At 39.7% G+C, this 15,775-nt stretch carries 14 protein-coding genes, 1 rRNA gene and 1 other RNA gene; 13 read left to right on the plus strand and 3 right to left on the minus strand.

Features of this window, described 5'->3' with window-relative positions; translation table 11 throughout:
* Positions 1-14: 14 nt before the first annotated feature.
* Positions 15-1,031 (plus strand): C40 family peptidase, encoded by a 1,017-nt coding sequence (locus BTO28_RS16205; protein WP_076768211.1) that lies wholly within the window; start codon positions 15-17, stop codon positions 1,029-1,031.
* A gap of 517 nt (positions 1,032-1,548) precedes the next feature.
* Positions 1,549-2,145: a hypothetical protein gene (locus BTO28_RS16210; protein ID WP_076768213.1), complete on the plus strand. Its 597-nt coding sequence runs from the start codon at positions 1,549-1,551 to the stop codon at positions 2,143-2,145.
* Positions 2,146-2,331: 186 nt separating this feature from the next.
* Here the strand turns inward: BTO28_RS16210 and BTO28_RS17330 are convergent, their stop codons facing one another.
* Positions 2,332-2,508, minus strand: a complete 177-nt coding sequence (locus BTO28_RS17330; RefSeq protein WP_198936788.1) for a hypothetical protein — start codon at positions 2,506-2,508, stop codon at positions 2,332-2,334.
* Between the two features lie 154 nt (positions 2,509-2,662).
* Positions 2,663-3,046, minus strand: coding sequence for a VOC family protein (locus tag BTO28_RS16215; protein WP_076768214.1), 384 nt, complete (start codon positions 3,044-3,046; stop codon positions 2,663-2,665).
* A gap of 181 nt (positions 3,047-3,227) precedes the next feature.
* Between BTO28_RS16215 and BTO28_RS16220 the strand changes: the two genes are divergently transcribed.
* From BTO28_RS16220 to BTO28_RS16250, 6 genes are all read left to right on the plus strand, one after another.
* Positions 3,228-4,232 carry a permease gene (locus tag BTO28_RS16220; RefSeq protein WP_076768216.1) on the plus strand — a complete coding sequence of 335 codons (1,005 nt, stop codon included), beginning with the start codon at positions 3,228-3,230 and terminating at the stop codon, positions 4,230-4,232.
* 18 nt (positions 4,233-4,250) lie between these two features.
* A complete protein-coding gene (locus BTO28_RS16225) occupies positions 4,251-5,117 on the plus strand; it encodes a TIGR03943 family putative permease subunit (RefSeq protein WP_076768218.1) in 867 nt (288 codons plus the stop codon).
* Between the two features lie 658 nt (positions 5,118-5,775).
* Positions 5,776-6,006, plus strand: coding sequence for a hypothetical protein (locus tag BTO28_RS16235; protein ID WP_076768222.1), 231 nt, complete (start codon positions 5,776-5,778; stop codon positions 6,004-6,006).
* A 113-nt stretch (positions 6,007-6,119) separates the two neighbouring features.
* Positions 6,120-7,109: a M23 family metallopeptidase gene (locus BTO28_RS16240; RefSeq protein ID WP_076768224.1), complete on the plus strand. Its 990-nt coding sequence runs from the start codon at positions 6,120-6,122 to the stop codon at positions 7,107-7,109.
* Positions 7,110-7,265: 156 nt separating this feature from the next.
* Positions 7,266-8,678 carry a LysM peptidoglycan-binding domain-containing protein gene (locus BTO28_RS16245; RefSeq protein ID WP_076768226.1) on the plus strand — a complete coding sequence of 471 codons (1,413 nt, stop codon included), beginning with the start codon at positions 7,266-7,268 and terminating at the stop codon, positions 8,676-8,678.
* Between the two features lie 125 nt (positions 8,679-8,803).
* The gene (locus tag BTO28_RS16250; RefSeq protein ID WP_076768228.1) at positions 8,804-9,994 is read left to right on the plus strand and encodes a M14 family metallopeptidase; all 1,191 of its coding nucleotides are present in this window, start codon (positions 8,804-8,806) and stop codon (positions 9,992-9,994) included.
* A gap of 44 nt (positions 9,995-10,038) precedes the next feature.
* On the opposite strand, the gene BTO28_RS16255 is transcribed toward BTO28_RS16250, so the two are convergent.
* Positions 10,039-11,049, minus strand: a complete 1,011-nt coding sequence (locus BTO28_RS16255; protein ID WP_076768230.1) for a rod shape-determining protein — start codon at positions 11,047-11,049, stop codon at positions 10,039-10,041.
* Positions 11,050-11,450: 401 nt separating this feature from the next.
* On the opposite strand from BTO28_RS16255, the gene BTO28_RS16260 reads away from it, so the two are divergent.
* The 5 genes from BTO28_RS16260 to BTO28_RS16280 form a co-directional block, all read left to right on the plus strand.
* Positions 11,451-12,395: an aldose 1-epimerase gene (locus BTO28_RS16260; protein WP_076768232.1), complete on the plus strand. Its 945-nt coding sequence runs from the start codon at positions 11,451-11,453 to the stop codon at positions 12,393-12,395.
* A gap of 361 nt (positions 12,396-12,756) precedes the next feature.
* On the plus strand, positions 12,757-14,664 hold the full coding sequence (locus BTO28_RS16265; RefSeq protein ID WP_158068842.1) for a methyl-accepting chemotaxis protein: 1,908 nt from the start codon (positions 12,757-12,759) through the stop codon (positions 14,662-14,664).
* Positions 14,665-14,837: 173 nt separating this feature from the next.
* Entirely contained in the window at positions 14,838-15,107 is a 270-nt protein-coding gene (locus BTO28_RS16270) for a DUF1292 domain-containing protein (RefSeq protein WP_076768236.1), read from the plus strand.
* A gap of 173 nt (positions 15,108-15,280) precedes the next feature.
* Positions 15,281-15,476, plus strand: a non-coding RNA gene (gene ssrS, locus BTO28_RS16275) — 6S RNA.
* 196 nt (positions 15,477-15,672) lie between these two features.
* Positions 15,673-15,775, plus strand: a 16S ribosomal RNA gene (locus BTO28_RS16280); the annotation flags it as partial.

The following is a 15,775-nucleotide window of genomic DNA, read 5'->3' on the forward strand; positions in this document are numbered from 1 at the left end:
AATCCGGGAGGGTTATGGTGAATAGTTATAAAAAAGTCGTTATTACGTTTATCGCCGCAATTCTTTTGTTAACATTCGCTCCTTTGGCATCGTTTAAAACGGAGGCATCTTCAATTGGTCAATCAGTCGTAACATATGGGGAAAAGTTTTTAGGAGTTGAATACGTGTTTGGAGGAACGACACCAAATGGCTTTGATTGTTCCGGATTCGTACAGTATATATACAAACAGGCGGCCGGTATTTCTCTGCCGCGTACAAGTGTTGAGCAGTATAAAGTAGGCACAGCTGTAGCGAAGAGCGATTTGCAGCTTGGAGATCTTGTATTCTACGCTAACACATATAAACCAGGCATTTCACACGTTGGTGTGTATGCCGGCGAGAATATGGTGTTAAACGCAACATCAAGCAATGGAATCGCACTTGTCTCTATGAATGATTCATATTGGGGACCGAGATATGCAGGTGCGAAACGTGTGATTCAAGAGGCAAAGACACCGGATTGGTTTACAGATGTAGACAACTCAGCGAATACATACACGGCCATTAAAACAATGTCAGATCAAAAAATCATTACAGGGTTTGAAGATTACACGTTCCGTCCCAATGAAAAAGTAACACGTGGACAGGCGGCTGCCATTATTAATCGAGTACTGAATATCAAACCGGAAGTGATGAGCCACTTTACTGATGTTCCAAAAACAAAACGGTTTGCTTATGATATTGCAGCCATACGTGAAGCGGGTATTATGAATGGATTTGATGATAAAACATTCCGTCCCGATGAAGAAATGACCCGTAATGAAATGGCTTCCATTATCCAGCGTGCATTTCATTTAACGATGTCACAAACCGCTGCGGCGAGCGTCAATTACAAAGACATCAGTACAAGCCACTGGGCGTATGAAGGAATCGTGACAATGGCGTCCATTGATAAAACAGGGTTTTTTACTGGGGAAAAGTTTTATGGGACACATAAAGCGACACGTGAAGCGTTCACTGTCGGCATTTACAACGCTTTGAACGCCAAATAAGACGAAAGCGAACTTTAGGAAGCAAGAGACCAAAATTCTACTGGTCTCTTGCTTCCTATTTTTATAAATTTTTTTATAATCCTTCTCATTAATTAAAAAAAGGGTTTTGGTGTTTTAATTACTATGTAACGTTAAGGAAACTCGGGGAAAAGATTTCTAGGGTGTGAATTGAAAATGAATAGACAAAAACTGTTATGTTCAGTCTGCTATTCAAACGACAATGGACGAACTATGGACGTATACACAAAATGTGGTTGCTTGTCCTAAAATTCTTGAATTTGAGTACAAAATTAAAAATTGTGATCTTTTTTAAAACTTTTGATCTCGATACTGTTTCAGCATAGAGGAAAGTAATTGGATCATATTGAGTATAAGTTAACCATGACCATGGCGATAATGGTTGACTGATTTATGTAATTGAAGAAGTAATGAAAAAGGAAGCGGAAAAAACCAGGATGTAAATGTCTTCTAATTTGCGAGTACTTATACTCAAATGAAAAATCATTGGAGGTTACACATGAAAAGACCTTTTATATTACTATTTCTCTTTGTTCTTCTTTTGAGTGCTTGTGCTGATGAATCAGATAAGAGTGATCAGTTTGTGACGGTTGAGCCATCGAAGTTGTTTCAGGGGGATGCAAAGAGATTAGAGCCGCATCTAGAAATCATGGGCGGAGCGGTAAAAGTCTCGTATTCGGGTTCTCATCATGCGATGAATACAAAATATGAAATCTGGGAAGATGGGAAATTGGTGAATTCAGGACGGGCGCTTGGCATGGAAATTACTGAAGATGCACTGGAAGAAGTGACGGTTTCTTTAAAAAATGATCCGGATAAAGAAAGTGACTTCTTGGTGACAGTCGTATTTGCTTCAGAAGAAAATGGCTATAATTCGGCGGCTTTTTCAATTCCGAAATTCGATCCATCACGAGCAAATGGTCATTTGGAGCTGGATGAACCCATTCAGTTTAAAGAAGGAGCTGAAGAAGCCATCTGGGGATATACTGCCAATGAAGACGGCCATATATCGTCCGGAGACGATCTTGAGAAAATAGCAAAAGAAGCGGATTGGGCATTTCTTTTGAAATTAACAACCGATAAAAGCCTGGACTAAAAGCTGAAAAGGGATTATCCCAGGTGATATAGTGAAGTGAGACAAGGAAAAAACACCCCCCTGAATCGTTTGAGGCATTACATGTGGTAAAAACGAATACAGGCGAAACTAAACTGCCTGGCGCCATTAGTCGTTGGCAGCCAGGCAGCATAATGTAATGTTGCTTTTGATCATATTTCCCCTGAATTACGAACTCTTGCTTTGTTCTACTGCAGTTTCCCAACTAGGGAAATAAAACAATGCGTTTTTCATCAGTTCCGGATTCGATTTCTTTATTTGTTTCTTACGAGGCAGCCCATCTTGTTGTTGAATCAACTTAGAGATTTGATTTACCACTTCTTCAACACTCATACTAGTCTCCATCTAACTCCTCCTCTAGTCATATTTCATGATTATATTATTTCCAGGATAAGAAAAATAATACTGTCAAAAGGAGATTTGAAATTTTCATTCTAGACTTACACGCTTTAATAGGTATGAGTGTATTTTATTGAAAAATATAGTGGCGCCTCTATTTTTATGTCCGTTCGACATGCAGCTCAATTAAATTACCATCCGGATCCGCGCAAAAAATTTGGGCAAATCCGCTCGTGCTGTCAGGTTTTTCAAGGACGTCAATGTTATTTTTTTTCAGCCATTGAAGCGTTCCTTCGTAATCTTTCACGCGAAGGGCAAAATGACCTTCTCTACTGCTTAACCGTTTATCCCTGCGAATTGTTTGAGATTCCGGAATGACTAGGAGGTGAATTTGCTGATTGCCGACAGCAAACCAGGCACCTTCAAAATCAAACGGCGGGCGCTCCAATTCTTCAAGACAGAGGATTTCACGATAAAATTGTTTTGCTTTTTCAAGGTTGGTTACGTTGATGCCAACATGATGCAGTTCTTCATATGTAATCAAAAAATCCCTCCTTATTAACATAGTAACATTTGATTAATAGAAAACATACATATCCAATTTTAAATGAACAATGAAACGCTCGAATCTTATGTGGGTTGAAGAACAAATCGTAATAATACCGGTTTAAAAAACATACTGTAAGAAGGTATACCTTCAATGTATCGTCGAAATGGGGGCTGGTATGAGTCGATCGTTCCGGACTTACTTACTGGATGTGGCGGTGTTTATGGCAATAGCAGTGGCAATGTACGTTTTTTTTACAAGTGAAGTGATGAAAGGGAACGGAATGACCATTCAAATCCCTCCTTCTTTTTTGCAGTTAAACACGATTTTTTTAAGTATTTTTATTGAGGCTGTTCCGTTTGTTTTAATTGGGGTGTTGATGGCCGGGTTTATCCAAGTTTTTATCAGTGATGAGCAAATCCGAAGGTGGATACCGAAAAATCGATTGGCGGCGGTGACAATGAGCTGTATCGTGGGGTCCTGTTTTCCAGCATGCGAGTGCGGCATTGTTCCGATTGTCCGTCGGTTAGTTGCAAAAGGAGTGCCAATATATGCCGGTGTCGGTTTTTTGTTAACCGGTCCCCTTATTAATCCGATCGTTATCTTTTCCACATATATCGCATTCGGGGATAATTGGAATATGGCTTTAATGCGGATGGGGGTAGGGTTTGCAGCCGCAATGATAATTGCACTAATTGTAAGTCTATTTTTTAAAAAGAGTCAGCTGAAAGGACAGGCAAATCAAGAATTAATCCAGGAGTCCCGCGGGAAATCCTTATTCTTTTTTCGAATTTGGGACATGCTTAAGCATTCGATTGATGAATTTTTTGATATGGGAAAATATTTAATTCTGGGTGCTTTTTTTGCGGCTTTTGTGCAAACGTACGTATCTGCCCAATCGCTTTTGCAGGTCGGAGAAGGATGGGTTTCCTCTACACTTGTCATGATGGCGCTGGCCTTCATTTTATCCCTTTGCTCGGAAGCTGACGCATTCATCGGTGCTTCTTTTCGCAGCATGTTTCCATCGACGTCTATCCTTGCATTTTTAATTTACGGACCGATGATTGATTTGAAAAATACATTGATGCTCGCAAGTGTCTTTAAAAAGAGATTTGTCTTCACGTTAATTATCCTTATCTCCGTCATCGTCTTTGGGTGCGTCAGCTTCGTTAACTGGCTTTAAAGAAGGGAGAGGACGCTAATGGTTTTTCATGCACAGCAAGCATTTCGGGCTGTTGTTTTAATCGCCTTTTCTTTATTTTTGGCCCATATTCATTTCAATGGGGATATCGCAAAATATATTAATCCAAAATATGGGATATTGAGTCAATCGGCAGCTGTCTTGTTTTTTTGTTTATTTTTTATTCAGTTTTTCAGAATTTGGGGGAGGGAGCACAAGCATAATGAACATTTTCATCATGGATGTCAACATGAACGCCACGATTCCGCTCTAAAAAAGGTGGTTTCCTACTCTATTTTGCTTTTTCCGCTGATTACTGGTTTTGTCCTTCCGCCTAAAACATTAGATGCATCCATTGCGGCACAAAAAGGAACTGTTTTAACAGGGAATGCTGCAGCGTCTCAAGAGGTGATGATTGGTGCTTCACTTAGCGATCATGAACAAGTCGCCGTCGATCGGAAAGAAATCGGGAAGGATGAATACGACAAAACGCTAAAAGACCTTAACAATGCGGAAATAATTTATTTAAAAGATGAAGTGTTTGAAACGTATTACAGTCAAATCAATGCAAATCCTGAAAAATATCGAGGCAGAACAGTGAAGATGACTGGTTTTGTGTATAAAGAAGATGGATTTCAATCGAATCAGCTTGCACTGACCCGATTTTTAGTTACGCATTGTATTGCTGATGCGAGCAGTATTGGGTTTTTAACGGAGTTGGATGGAGCGGCTAAATTGGATCAGGACACATGGCTCGAAGTAGAAGGGAAATTAGAAGTGACAAATTACGAGGGATCGATTATGCCGCTGCTAAAAGTTACATCATGGAACACGATAACGGAACCAGAGGACCCTTACGTGTACCCGGTTTACATTAAAATCATGTAAACGCAGCAGTATAATAGGATAGTAAAAAATTTATAAAAAGGAAAATACAGTCCTTCTTTTAAGTGGAGGGCTGTTTTCCTTTTAATTCAACAGTGACTGTTTCTGGTACCTTTACGTATTCAATGACGGAATCAACTTGTCACATTTAGATTTATGTTATGAGGCTGTTTCTCGTCTTTAATTTCATGATTAATTTAGCAAGAAATCTTATGGTCAACGTATGAGTCATTTCCTTTCCGGGCATAACGAAAGTAAAGAAAAAACTTAAAGAGGAAAGGAAGGCTGAGGTAGAATGACGATCAAACTGGTGAAAATAGTCCGCACCAGCCCAGTTTATAATAAGTGGTATGAACAAAATTTAAACGAGACGTTTCATGTAATGGATAATGGACGAGAGGAGTATAGTGTTATTTGGCCTGCCTACGAGCGACGGAACCAGCGCAGTATACCAAAAAATCTTTGTGAAGAAATTGAAGGAGACCAATTCGATGCAAGGAATAATCCTGTCACTCGGCACTATTTAGGGGAGTGGGCACAAGGCGAATAGATGCTGAAAATCGATCTCAAAGTTATTAGCATGTCGGAAAAAGACGAAGGAAAGTTGTAGAAATGATCCTCCTGGGTGTCCGATAATATAGACATAAAGGAGGAAGATGGCGTGGAAGATTTTCAAGTGGTAGTTGAAATGATGAATGGCGATAGTCGTGTATATCAATTTAAAAACACCGATGAACAAGAAATTGTTGAGGAATTAAAAACCAGTTCGGTATGGCTTGAAATCCCACAAAATTACGAAACACATTATATTCAAACCGATAAAATAAAACGGATTAATATCATGCCAAAAACGTTTCTGAAAAAGATCAATAAAAACATACTCTTATCATGAGATGATTCCCCCTCAAATATGTTTGAGGGGTTTTCTTGTGCGATAAAAACATTTATGAAAAATTTCGAATGGGGAACTCTATATAAAGGATGAATAACAGGGAGGTTTTACGTGTGCGGCATTTGGTTTGCTTAACGTCTTCTTTAATTGCATGCTTGTTTCTTTTTTCCTCTATAGCCTCTGCGAATGAGGAGTTAACAAAAGAGGAACGATTAGAGGCACGAATGAGCTACTATATAAAATATGAAAATTTAACACTGCCATGGTATTATTTAGCTGCTGTCGATCAGTTTGAACGCAACATTCAGCAGGTGCGGACTGATATACCCGAGAAAAAAGGGGTTATCGCGATTCAATTTCCGGAGGGGAAATGGGCAGGTGTCCAAAATCCAAATAAAAAAGATACTGTTCCAGAATCCATCCTGCTATTTGGCGGTATAGGCCGTGATGGCAATCAGGATGGAATTGCGGATCCGAATAATGATGACGATGTAATGTATACAATGGCAGGTTATTTAAGTCAGAACGGAAATACAGAAAAAGACTTTAAAAAAGCGCTAAAGAATTATTACAAACGAAAAGAAACTGTTAACCAAATCATAACCATCGCAAGAATATATAAGAAATATCAAACGCTCGACCTAGATAAGCATGCTTTTCCCATCCCGATTGAACACAACTTTAGTTACCGTGGAACTTGGGGTGCGAGCAGAGGATGGGGAGGACACCGAATGCACGAAGGAACAGATTTGTTTGCTTCATATGGTGTACCAGTGCGATCTACGTCTTACGGTATAGTTGAAATAAAAGGTTGGAATAAATTTGGCGGCTGGCGCATTGGCATTCGTGATATTCACAATGTGTATCATTATTTTGCTCACCTTGCTTATTTTACTAAAGAAATTAAAAAGGGCGATATCATTGAACCTGGAACGGTGATTGGATATGTTGGCAGTTCGGGGTACGGGAAAAAAGGAACGTCCGGCCGCTTCCCTCCCCATCTTCATTACGGTACGTATAAATATAACGGACGAACAGAGTGGGCCTATGATCCATACCCTTCTTTGAAGGTTTGGGAAAAAAAGGATAGGGAAGCCCGTTAAAAACTTTCTGTCGGAAATATGATCACACGCCTTTGCCGGGCGTGTTTTTTATTTCAAAAAAAGAACAGTGAATAACCTCTGGAGGCAAGTGTTCATAAATGACAGATTCACGGAATAGGATGAAAGGAAAATGAGAATGAAAGCGGGGCTGTAAATGTGAAAATTCATGTTGTAAGGAGAGGAGATACGTTATGGCGAATCTCCCGGCAATACGGAATAAGCACAAACCGCATCGTGGAGGCGAACGGTCTTGAACAGCCTGATAAGCTGCTTAATGGGATGGCGCTGGTTATTCCAGAACCGTATCTTCCGTATACGGTGCGGGTTGGAGATACTCTTTCACAAATTGCTAATCAATATGGGATCACTGTGCAAGAAATCATGCAGACGAATCGAATAACAAATCCCGACAGCATTTATCCCGGACAAATCCTTTTCATTCCGGTCATTTTTCATACTGTAAGAGCGGGGGATTCACTTTATGAAATTGCCACCCGTTATGGAACGACTGTTCAGGCGATTGTAAAGGAGAATCGTATTCCCCCTCAGTCTCTTCTTTATATAGGCCAGAGACTGAGAATACCAACTGGACAAAAGCCAACAATTGAAGTGAACGCGTTTTCGTACACTTTTGGACAGCCAGGTGCACAACAATTGCGTGAGGTTGCTTATGATCTGACATATGTAAGTCCGTTTGGATACAGAATGAAAGAAGATGGAAGCCTGGAATCAATCGATGATGTGCCGACGATACAGGCTGCAAGGTCCACAAATGTTGTGCCGATGATGGCAATCACCAATTTTTCGAGTACTGAAGCAGGAACAGAACTTGCCCATACGATTCTTTCCAGTCAAGAATTAGTCGAAACTTTATTAACGAATATTATCAATACGATGAAAAGAAGAGGGTACAGCGGGCTAAATATCGATTTTGAAAATGTAGCACCGGCAGATCGTGAGTTCTACAATCGTTTTCTCCAAAGATCGGTTGACAGACTGCATCCAGAAGGTTTTTTTGTTTCCTCTTCACTTGCTCCGAAAACAAGCGGTGAAGAAAAGGGTCTGCTAGTAGAGGCGCATGATTATCCGGCTCATGGACGTATTCTCGATTTTGTTGTGTTAATGACGTACGAATGGGGCTATCGTAAAGGGCCCCCTCAAGCTATATCACCGATTGATCAAATCAAGCGGGTGCTTGACTATGCAGTAACCGTCATCCCTAGAGAGAAAATTTTACTGGGCTTTCAAATTTATGCACGCGACTGGATTGTTCCGCATAGAGAAGGACAGGAGGCAGAGACTTTTGATATGCAGGAAGCGATCAGGCGGGCCATAAATTATAACTCGGAAATAAAATATGACCAAAGAACGCAGTCCCCGTTTTTTACGTATATAGACAATCAAGGACGTTCACACGAAGTCTGGTTTGAAGACGCTCGCAGTGCAAAGGCGAAGTTCGATCTGGTCAAGACGTATAACCTTAGAGGTCTCAGTTATTGGGTTCTTGGATATCCATTTCCCCAAAACTGGGCACTACTTGGAGATACATTCATCGTTCGAAAATTGTGATGTAAATTGCATAATGTAAGGGGGGGATTGTTCCTCTATTTTTAATGGGTTATATAGAATTTCGGTAACGCCTATACTAATTAAACCTTTTTCCGCATCCATTTTAAATTAACAGGGGGAACCACATGGATATTGTCGTTAGGCCGGGGGATTCAATATGGAGCTACAGCCAATTGTTTAACATCCATATTCAGCTTATAAAAGATTCGAATCGTGATCTTCAAACGGATCACCTTACGATTGGACAAACGGTGAAAATTCCGGGTTACGTGATTGGTGAACATAAATGGCAGGATGGAGACTCATTATGGAAAATCTCTAAAACTAGGAATATCCCAATTTATTCTCTCTTTCTCGTCAATCCTGGACTTACATCGAACCATTTTCAATCAGGTGAGACAATTCAAGTTCCGCTTCGGGTTACTTGGCCGATTGTGCAGGCAAATCGATCATACGATTACGGTGAAATGATGAATGATCTAAGCCAGCTACAAACGGTATATCCATTTATACGCGTTCCTTCGATTGGCCATTCCGTTATGGGAAAAAGTATATCCGAAGTCTTAATTGGTCATGGTGGGAAACGGGTTCATTATAATGCTTCCTTTCACGCGAACGAATGGATTACAACAACAGTGGTCATGACGTTTTTAAATGACTACTTATTATCTATAACCAATGGAACAATGTTATTCGGATGTACAGCTTATCCTTTTTACGAGCAATGCACGTTATCCATTGTGCCAATGGTGAATCCTGACGGTGTGAACCTCGTTTTGAATGGTCCGCCCGCTGATGAACCGTGGCGCAGCCAGGTTGTTGAATTAAATGAAGGAAGTACAGACTTTTCGGGATGGAAAGCCAACATTCGCGGTGTGGACTTAAATGATCAATTTCCGGCAAAGTGGGAAGAAGAGCGGGCAAACAATCCAAAAAAACATGGGCCTAGAGATTATGGAGGTGAAAGGCCTTTATCTGAGCCTGAAGCGAGTGCGATGGCAGCACTGACAAGAAAAAGGGACTTTTCCAGGGTGCTAGCGTTTCATACACAGGGAAAAGTCATTTACTGGGGATTTGGAGAGATGGAACCTCCGGAATCCTCTCTTATTGTCAAAGAGTTTGGACGGGTCAGCGGCTACCAACCGGTCCAAACAATCGAAAGCTATGCCGGATACAAAGACTGGTTTATACAAGAATGGAGGAAACCTGGATTTACCATTGAGCTTGGCGGGGGAATAAATCCTCTCCCTATCAAACAATTTTCTCAAATTTATAACGAATCACTCGGGATTTTTCTTGCGGGACTTTATACGTAACTAATTATTCACCAGATTCATTTTCAACTGTATTGCTGTTTTACTTATTTTGACGCCGTTTTAAATAAATGAATCTGATCTAAGGCTTTTCCAGTGCCAATCGCAACACAGTCCAGTGGATTTTCTGCAACGAAAACGGGGATTTTTGTTTCTTCATGCAATATATTGTTTAAATTTTTTAATAGAGCACCGCCGCCGGTTAGTACAATACCTCTTTCCATAATATCAGAAGCAAGCTCCGGTGGTGTTGTTTCCAATGTTTTGATCACTGTTTCGACAATGTAATCAATCTTATCTTTCAAGGCATTGCTTATTTCTTCTCTCGGCATTTCAATTATTTTTGGCAGGCCTGTCAACATATCACGGCCGCGAATATCAATCGTGGAGATCTCTTCTGTATCTGTAGATGAGCCGATCACCATTTTAACGCTTTCAGCGGTTCGATCGCCTATCAATAAGCTATAATGCCTTCGAACGTAATGGATAATTGCCCGATCCATTTCATCTCCGGCAATCCGGATGGAATGACTAGTGACAATGCCGCCGAGAGAAATGACGGCGACTTCTGTCGTTCCGCCTCCGATATCTACAATCATGCTCCCAGTCGGCTCCCATACAGGTAAATCAGCTCCAATTGCTGCTGCCAGTGATTCTTCAATCGGATAGGCATCCCGTGCGCCTGCTTCTTTCGCCGCATCAATAACAGCTCTCCGTTCAACGGGAGTAATCCCGGATGGTACACAAACCATCACATACGGCTTGCTCCCAAAAGCCCCCTTTTTTTGGGCTTCCTTTATAAAATGTCTCATCATTGCGGTAGTTGTATCATAATCCGCAATGACACCGTCTTTCATGGGACGAAGGGCAATCACATTTTCCGGTGTACGGCCGATCATTTCTTTCGCCGCATTTCCGACAGCGATAATACGATTTGACCCTTTTTCTATGGCAACCACGGATGGCTCGCGCACAACAATCCCTTTCCCTTTTACATAAACAACCGTATTTGCTGTCCCTAAGTCAATTCCAAGATCCCTTGCACCAATTTTAAACATAACAGGTTTCTCCTTTATTTAATGTTTTACTGCTAAAGGTATGACGTACGCTTTGAATAGGAAGGTTTCACTCCGTAATGTTCATATCTTTAAAGGGGGCAAACAGTAAGTGAGAATATGGCTATCAGTTACTTCTAGATTAATGAACGTATTCCTTTGTTTTTCTGACCCGCTTTTATTCCGGTAAGGAGGAGAACTGTCACATATAGAGCACATTATATGTATTTAGATAAAAAAGTTGGTTCTTTTTTTAACATATCCAGTTCGTATTTTTTCATTCGCCCATGAAAAATGATGAATCCGGATTTTTCATGTATGATAAAATGAATAATTCTTTACTATAAAATGCTAAGAATTTAATCGGTTATAGAAATACATTACCGGCTACAGGAGGAATCGTTATGAGCATACGAAAAATAAAATTTATCGGAAAAGAAGCGTACGAGTTGGAAAATGAATTCTTTAAAGTAATCGTTATTCCAGATGAAGGGAGTAACATTATCTCTTTTTTTGATAAAAAGAAACAAATGGAAGTGCTGCGGGTGCCAAAAACAAAAGAGGAATATGAAAACCGCAGGATGTTATATGGTACACCTGTTTTATTTCCACCGAATCGAATAGAAGATGCTGTATTTAAGTTTGAACAACGCACTTACCATTTGGAGATGAACAGAGCAAAAGAAAACGTCCATATACATGGATGGGTTCATGATAAAAAATGGAAAGTCATCAGAGTGGATCATAAGAACAATATTTTATTGACTCAAATACAGTCCAATGATTTTCCGTCCATTTTAAAACAGTTTCCACATTCTTTTGTTCTGGAAATGACAATCGAGCTAACCGATTCAGGGATCATACAGTCATTAAAAGTCAGGAATGAAAGCGACGAAACAATGCCGGTCGGGATTGGTTATCATACAACATTTCATTTTCCGATTGAGGATTCAAAGCTTTACATGGATGTTGATACATACTGGGAATTGAATGAACGACATTTGCCAACGGGGAAGCTGTTAGATGTACCTTTTAAAAATGAACTGAAAAATGGTATGAATATGAAAGGGCATGCATTCGATGATGTATTCCGTCTAACTGAAGACCATAAAGCCATCATTGAGCATCCTGAGCATGGAGTAACTGTAACGTATGAAGCGGTAACTGGATTTACCCATTGGGTAGTATTTACAGCCGGAGGACAAGAAGATCTACTGGCAATCGAACCGTATTCCTGGGTGACCAATGCGCCGAATTTAGATTTTCCGGATGAAATGACGGGTCTCTATCGATTGAAGCCAAATGAAGAAAAAATATTGACAACAAAAATTTCGGTCGAGCATATATAAAAGATTAATATAAAGATGAAAAAGCCGGGTATGTTCATACCTGGTTTATTTTTTCCCTAAAGAAATTTGTAGTGGAAATAAGACGAATTTCTCTCCGATCATCTATACAAGCTTCGGAAGTTAATTGCCACTGTTTCAATTCACCATAAATAATTGGTAAATTTGAACTACTGAATAACCAGAAAAATGTACTCTTTTTTGTTCTTTTTTGTTATCATGGGGATTAATGGTGATTATTGTAAAAAATAATCAAATAGTACAAAAAAGGAGAATGAATGTGAGAAGCATCGGTAGAAAACTGTTATTATCATTTGGTGTTTTATTGCTTTTAATAAGTCTTTCCTTAGGAACAATTACTTATATGAATACTTCATCAATATTAACGAAGGAAGTAGAACGAGCGATCTTAACTAAGGCAGACGACAGCGCTTTGCTCGTACAGGAACGGCTAGCAACAAGCCTCGCTGAAATTAATGCAATTACCTCAAGAAACACGGTTAAAACAATGGATTGGAAAGTTCAAAAACTCGCTTTACAGCAAGATTTTGAACGGCTTGATTACTTAGCTTTTGCAGTTGTAACTCCAGATGGCAAAGCCCGATATTTGGATGAAAGTACATTGGAACTTGGCGACCGCGATTATGTGAAGCGGGCATTTGAAGGAGAGTCTAATGTTTCAGATGTCATTATTAGCCGTGCTACAAACTTACCGGTCGTCATGATCACATCCCCAATCAAAGATGGAGATAAAGTGATTGGCGCACTGGTCGCTAGAATGGATGCCGAATTTTTAAGTAGAATGATCGATGATATTAAACATGGGGATTCAGGTACCGCATTTATTGTGAATAAAACAGGAATGATGGTAGCGAATCCGGATCGCCAAACGGTCATTGATCAAGTTAATTATATAGAATTAGCAAAAAAAGATGAATCGTATGCTGAATTAGCGAAGGCAACAGCGTTGATGACAGAAGAAAATCACGGAGTAACTGAATTTCAATTAAACGGCACTACCCAATATCTTGGCTTTTCACCTATTGATGGGACCGATTGGGCTATTGGAGTCGGAGTAGAACAAGATGAAATATTAGCTCCGCTTAAAAATCTCCGAACCTTTATGATAATTGCGACTGGAATTATATTGCTAATTGGTTTGGCTGTAATTTCTTTCATTTCTCGAAATATTACGAAACCAATCATCACTGTGACAAAACTGGGTGAATATATGAGCAAGAATGATTTTACACATCCTGTTCCTGATAAATTAATAAGAAGGAAGGATGAAGTCGGAATACTGGCCAATGTGTTTCATCAAATTTCAGATAGTATGAAAAGCATGATTGTGCAAGTGAGAAATGGTTCCGAACAAGTATTACACTCTTCTCAATTGATGAATGAAAGTGCAAGGCTGGCATCCGACATGGCCATTGACATAAACGATTCCATTCGAGAGGTTGACCAAGGTTCAGCTGTACAGGTACAAAGCGCTGAAGAAAGTGCCAGAGCAATGGAAGAATTGTCACAGGGGATTCAACATGTTGCTGAGTCAGCATCTTTGATCGCTTCATCTTCTTCTGCAATGAATGAAAACGCAAAGTCAGGATATACATTTGTCCAATCAGCCATTGACCAAATGAATGATATTCAAAAAGGAACAGATGAAACGAGATCATCGATTCGGTTATTGGAAAATGATTCGCGGGAAATTGGTCAAATCATTACAGTCATAACCAACATTTCGGGACAAACGAACTTACTGGCGTTAAATGCGGCCATTGAAGCAGCCAGGGCTGGGGAAGCGGGAAGAGGATTTTCAGTGGTTGCAGATGAAATCCGTAAGCTGGCGGATCAAACGACAAATTCAGCCAGCCAAATTCAAAAATTAATTGAAAACATTCAATATAATACAAAAAAGTCCGTTACCTCTATTGAAGCGGGGACTGATGATGTGAACAAAGGAAGAGAGAGAATCAATGAAGTTGGACAAAAGTTCAATGAAATTTTAAAGGCGATAAGTGAAGTGACAGTCAAAATTGAAGACATGTCGGCTGTTTCAGAAGAAATGTCGGCAAGTACTGAGCAGGTGGCGGCATCCGTTCAAGAAATGGCCGGTACTGCGCAAATTGCATCTCAAAGCGCTCAGCGTGTATCAAATTCTTCTAATGAACAATTACATGTTATTAATGAAATTAATGACGCAGCCACGTCCTTATCTGAAATGTCGAGCAAGTTAAATACACTTGTACAGGAATTTAAAGTTGATTAAATTAAGGATTGGAAAAAACAGACTCGATATTTTGAGTCTGTTTTATTTTTGTCTGAACATTACTTGATAACACAGTTCTCGAAATGGGTAAAAAAATGGGCATGAAATTTGTTTTTCAGTGGGAAAATAACAACTGATTCATTTTGAACTTAAGTAGGAAAGAAGGGGAAAACATGGAAAAAATCGAAGTTGGCGAAATCATTACCTTACTGGGTGAAAATGACGAGGAGCAGGAAATCGAAGTTCTCGGTGTAATGAACATTGAAGGGGCAGAATATGCTGCAGTTGGTTTTGTGGAAGAAATTCAAGGCGAAGAAGATGTAGACATAGATGTCTTCTTTTTACGAGTTGACGAGGATGAGGAATTGTCCATCATCGAGGATGACGAGGAATTTGAAAAGGTGTCTGCTGCATTTGAAGCCGCAAGTATAGAGGAAGACTAATTGTGAGGGGATGAATTTCTCCTCTCTTTCTTTTGTTAGGCAAACGGATGCAACTAACGTGCAAACGAAGTAAGATTATCATTTTAAAATGATAATCTTAACTGCTTTCATATATTGCTGCAGAATGAAACAATTACCATTGAATAACGAATCTATTTAAAGTAATATAGTCATACGAGCTGCATTGTTCGTAATGAATAATTAAGTTTTAACCTTTATGCTGTAAAAGGGAGTTAAAAATTAAAGCAGGAATGACAAAACTCTGTCTATATGACAAGGAGGACACGCAGGAATGCTTTTGTGAACACCCACTTGGAGAAGTGGTGGTTTAAAACTTTCTTATATGAATACGGCAAAAGCGGCTTGTGTCATTATCTTTGAAAAATAAAAAAACATTTGACTTTTATTATGGTTAAATGATATTATTATTTAGCTGTCACCAACGACAGTAAGGAAATTGATCTTTGAAAACTGAACAAAATCAATAAAAACGTCAACGTTTTGATTAAACTTTCAATTGAAATGCCCGTCATTTCAATTGAAAACAAATGAGCAATCGAACTACTTTTTGGAGAGTTTGATCCTGGCTCAGGACGAACGCTGGCGGCGTGCCTAATACATGCAAGTCGAGCGGACTTGACAGCGCTTGCTCTGTTCAAGTCCGCGGC

Origin of the sequence: Domibacillus epiphyticus (assembly GCF_001975785.1) — a bacterium.
Classification (GTDB): domain Bacteria; phylum Bacillota; class Bacilli; order Bacillales; family Domibacillaceae; genus Domibacillus; species Domibacillus epiphyticus.

Excerpts from the sequence above, each read along its gene's own strand:
- BTO28_RS16205 (WP_076768211.1), top strand. The coding sequence starts at position 15 with ATGGTGAATAGTTATAAAAAAGTCGTTATTACGTTTATCGCCGCAATT.
- BTO28_RS16210 (WP_076768213.1), top strand. The coding sequence starts at position 1,549 with ATGAAAAGACCTTTTATATTACTATTTCTCTTTGTTCTTCTTTTGAGT.
- BTO28_RS17330 (WP_198936788.1), bottom strand. The coding sequence starts at position 2,508 with ATGGAGACTAGTATGAGTGTTGAAGAAGTGGTAAATCAAATCTCTAAG.
- BTO28_RS16220 (WP_076768216.1), top strand. The coding sequence starts at position 3,228 with ATGAGTCGATCGTTCCGGACTTACTTACTGGATGTGGCGGTGTTTATG.
- BTO28_RS16225 (WP_076768218.1), top strand. The coding sequence starts at position 4,251 with ATGGTTTTTCATGCACAGCAAGCATTTCGGGCTGTTGTTTTAATCGCC.
- BTO28_RS16250 (WP_076768228.1), top strand. The coding sequence starts at position 8,804 with ATGGATATTGTCGTTAGGCCGGGGGATTCAATATGGAGCTACAGCCAA.
- BTO28_RS16255 (WP_076768230.1), bottom strand. The coding sequence starts at position 11,049 with ATGTTTAAAATTGGTGCAAGGGATCTTGGAATTGACTTAGGGACAGCA.
- BTO28_RS16260 (WP_076768232.1), top strand. The coding sequence starts at position 11,451 with ATGAGCATACGAAAAATAAAATTTATCGGAAAAGAAGCGTACGAGTTG.
- BTO28_RS16265 (WP_158068842.1), top strand. The coding sequence starts at position 12,757 with ATGAATACTTCATCAATATTAACGAAGGAAGTAGAACGAGCGATCTTA.
- BTO28_RS16270 (WP_076768236.1), top strand. The coding sequence starts at position 14,838 with ATGGAAAAAATCGAAGTTGGCGAAATCATTACCTTACTGGGTGAAAAT.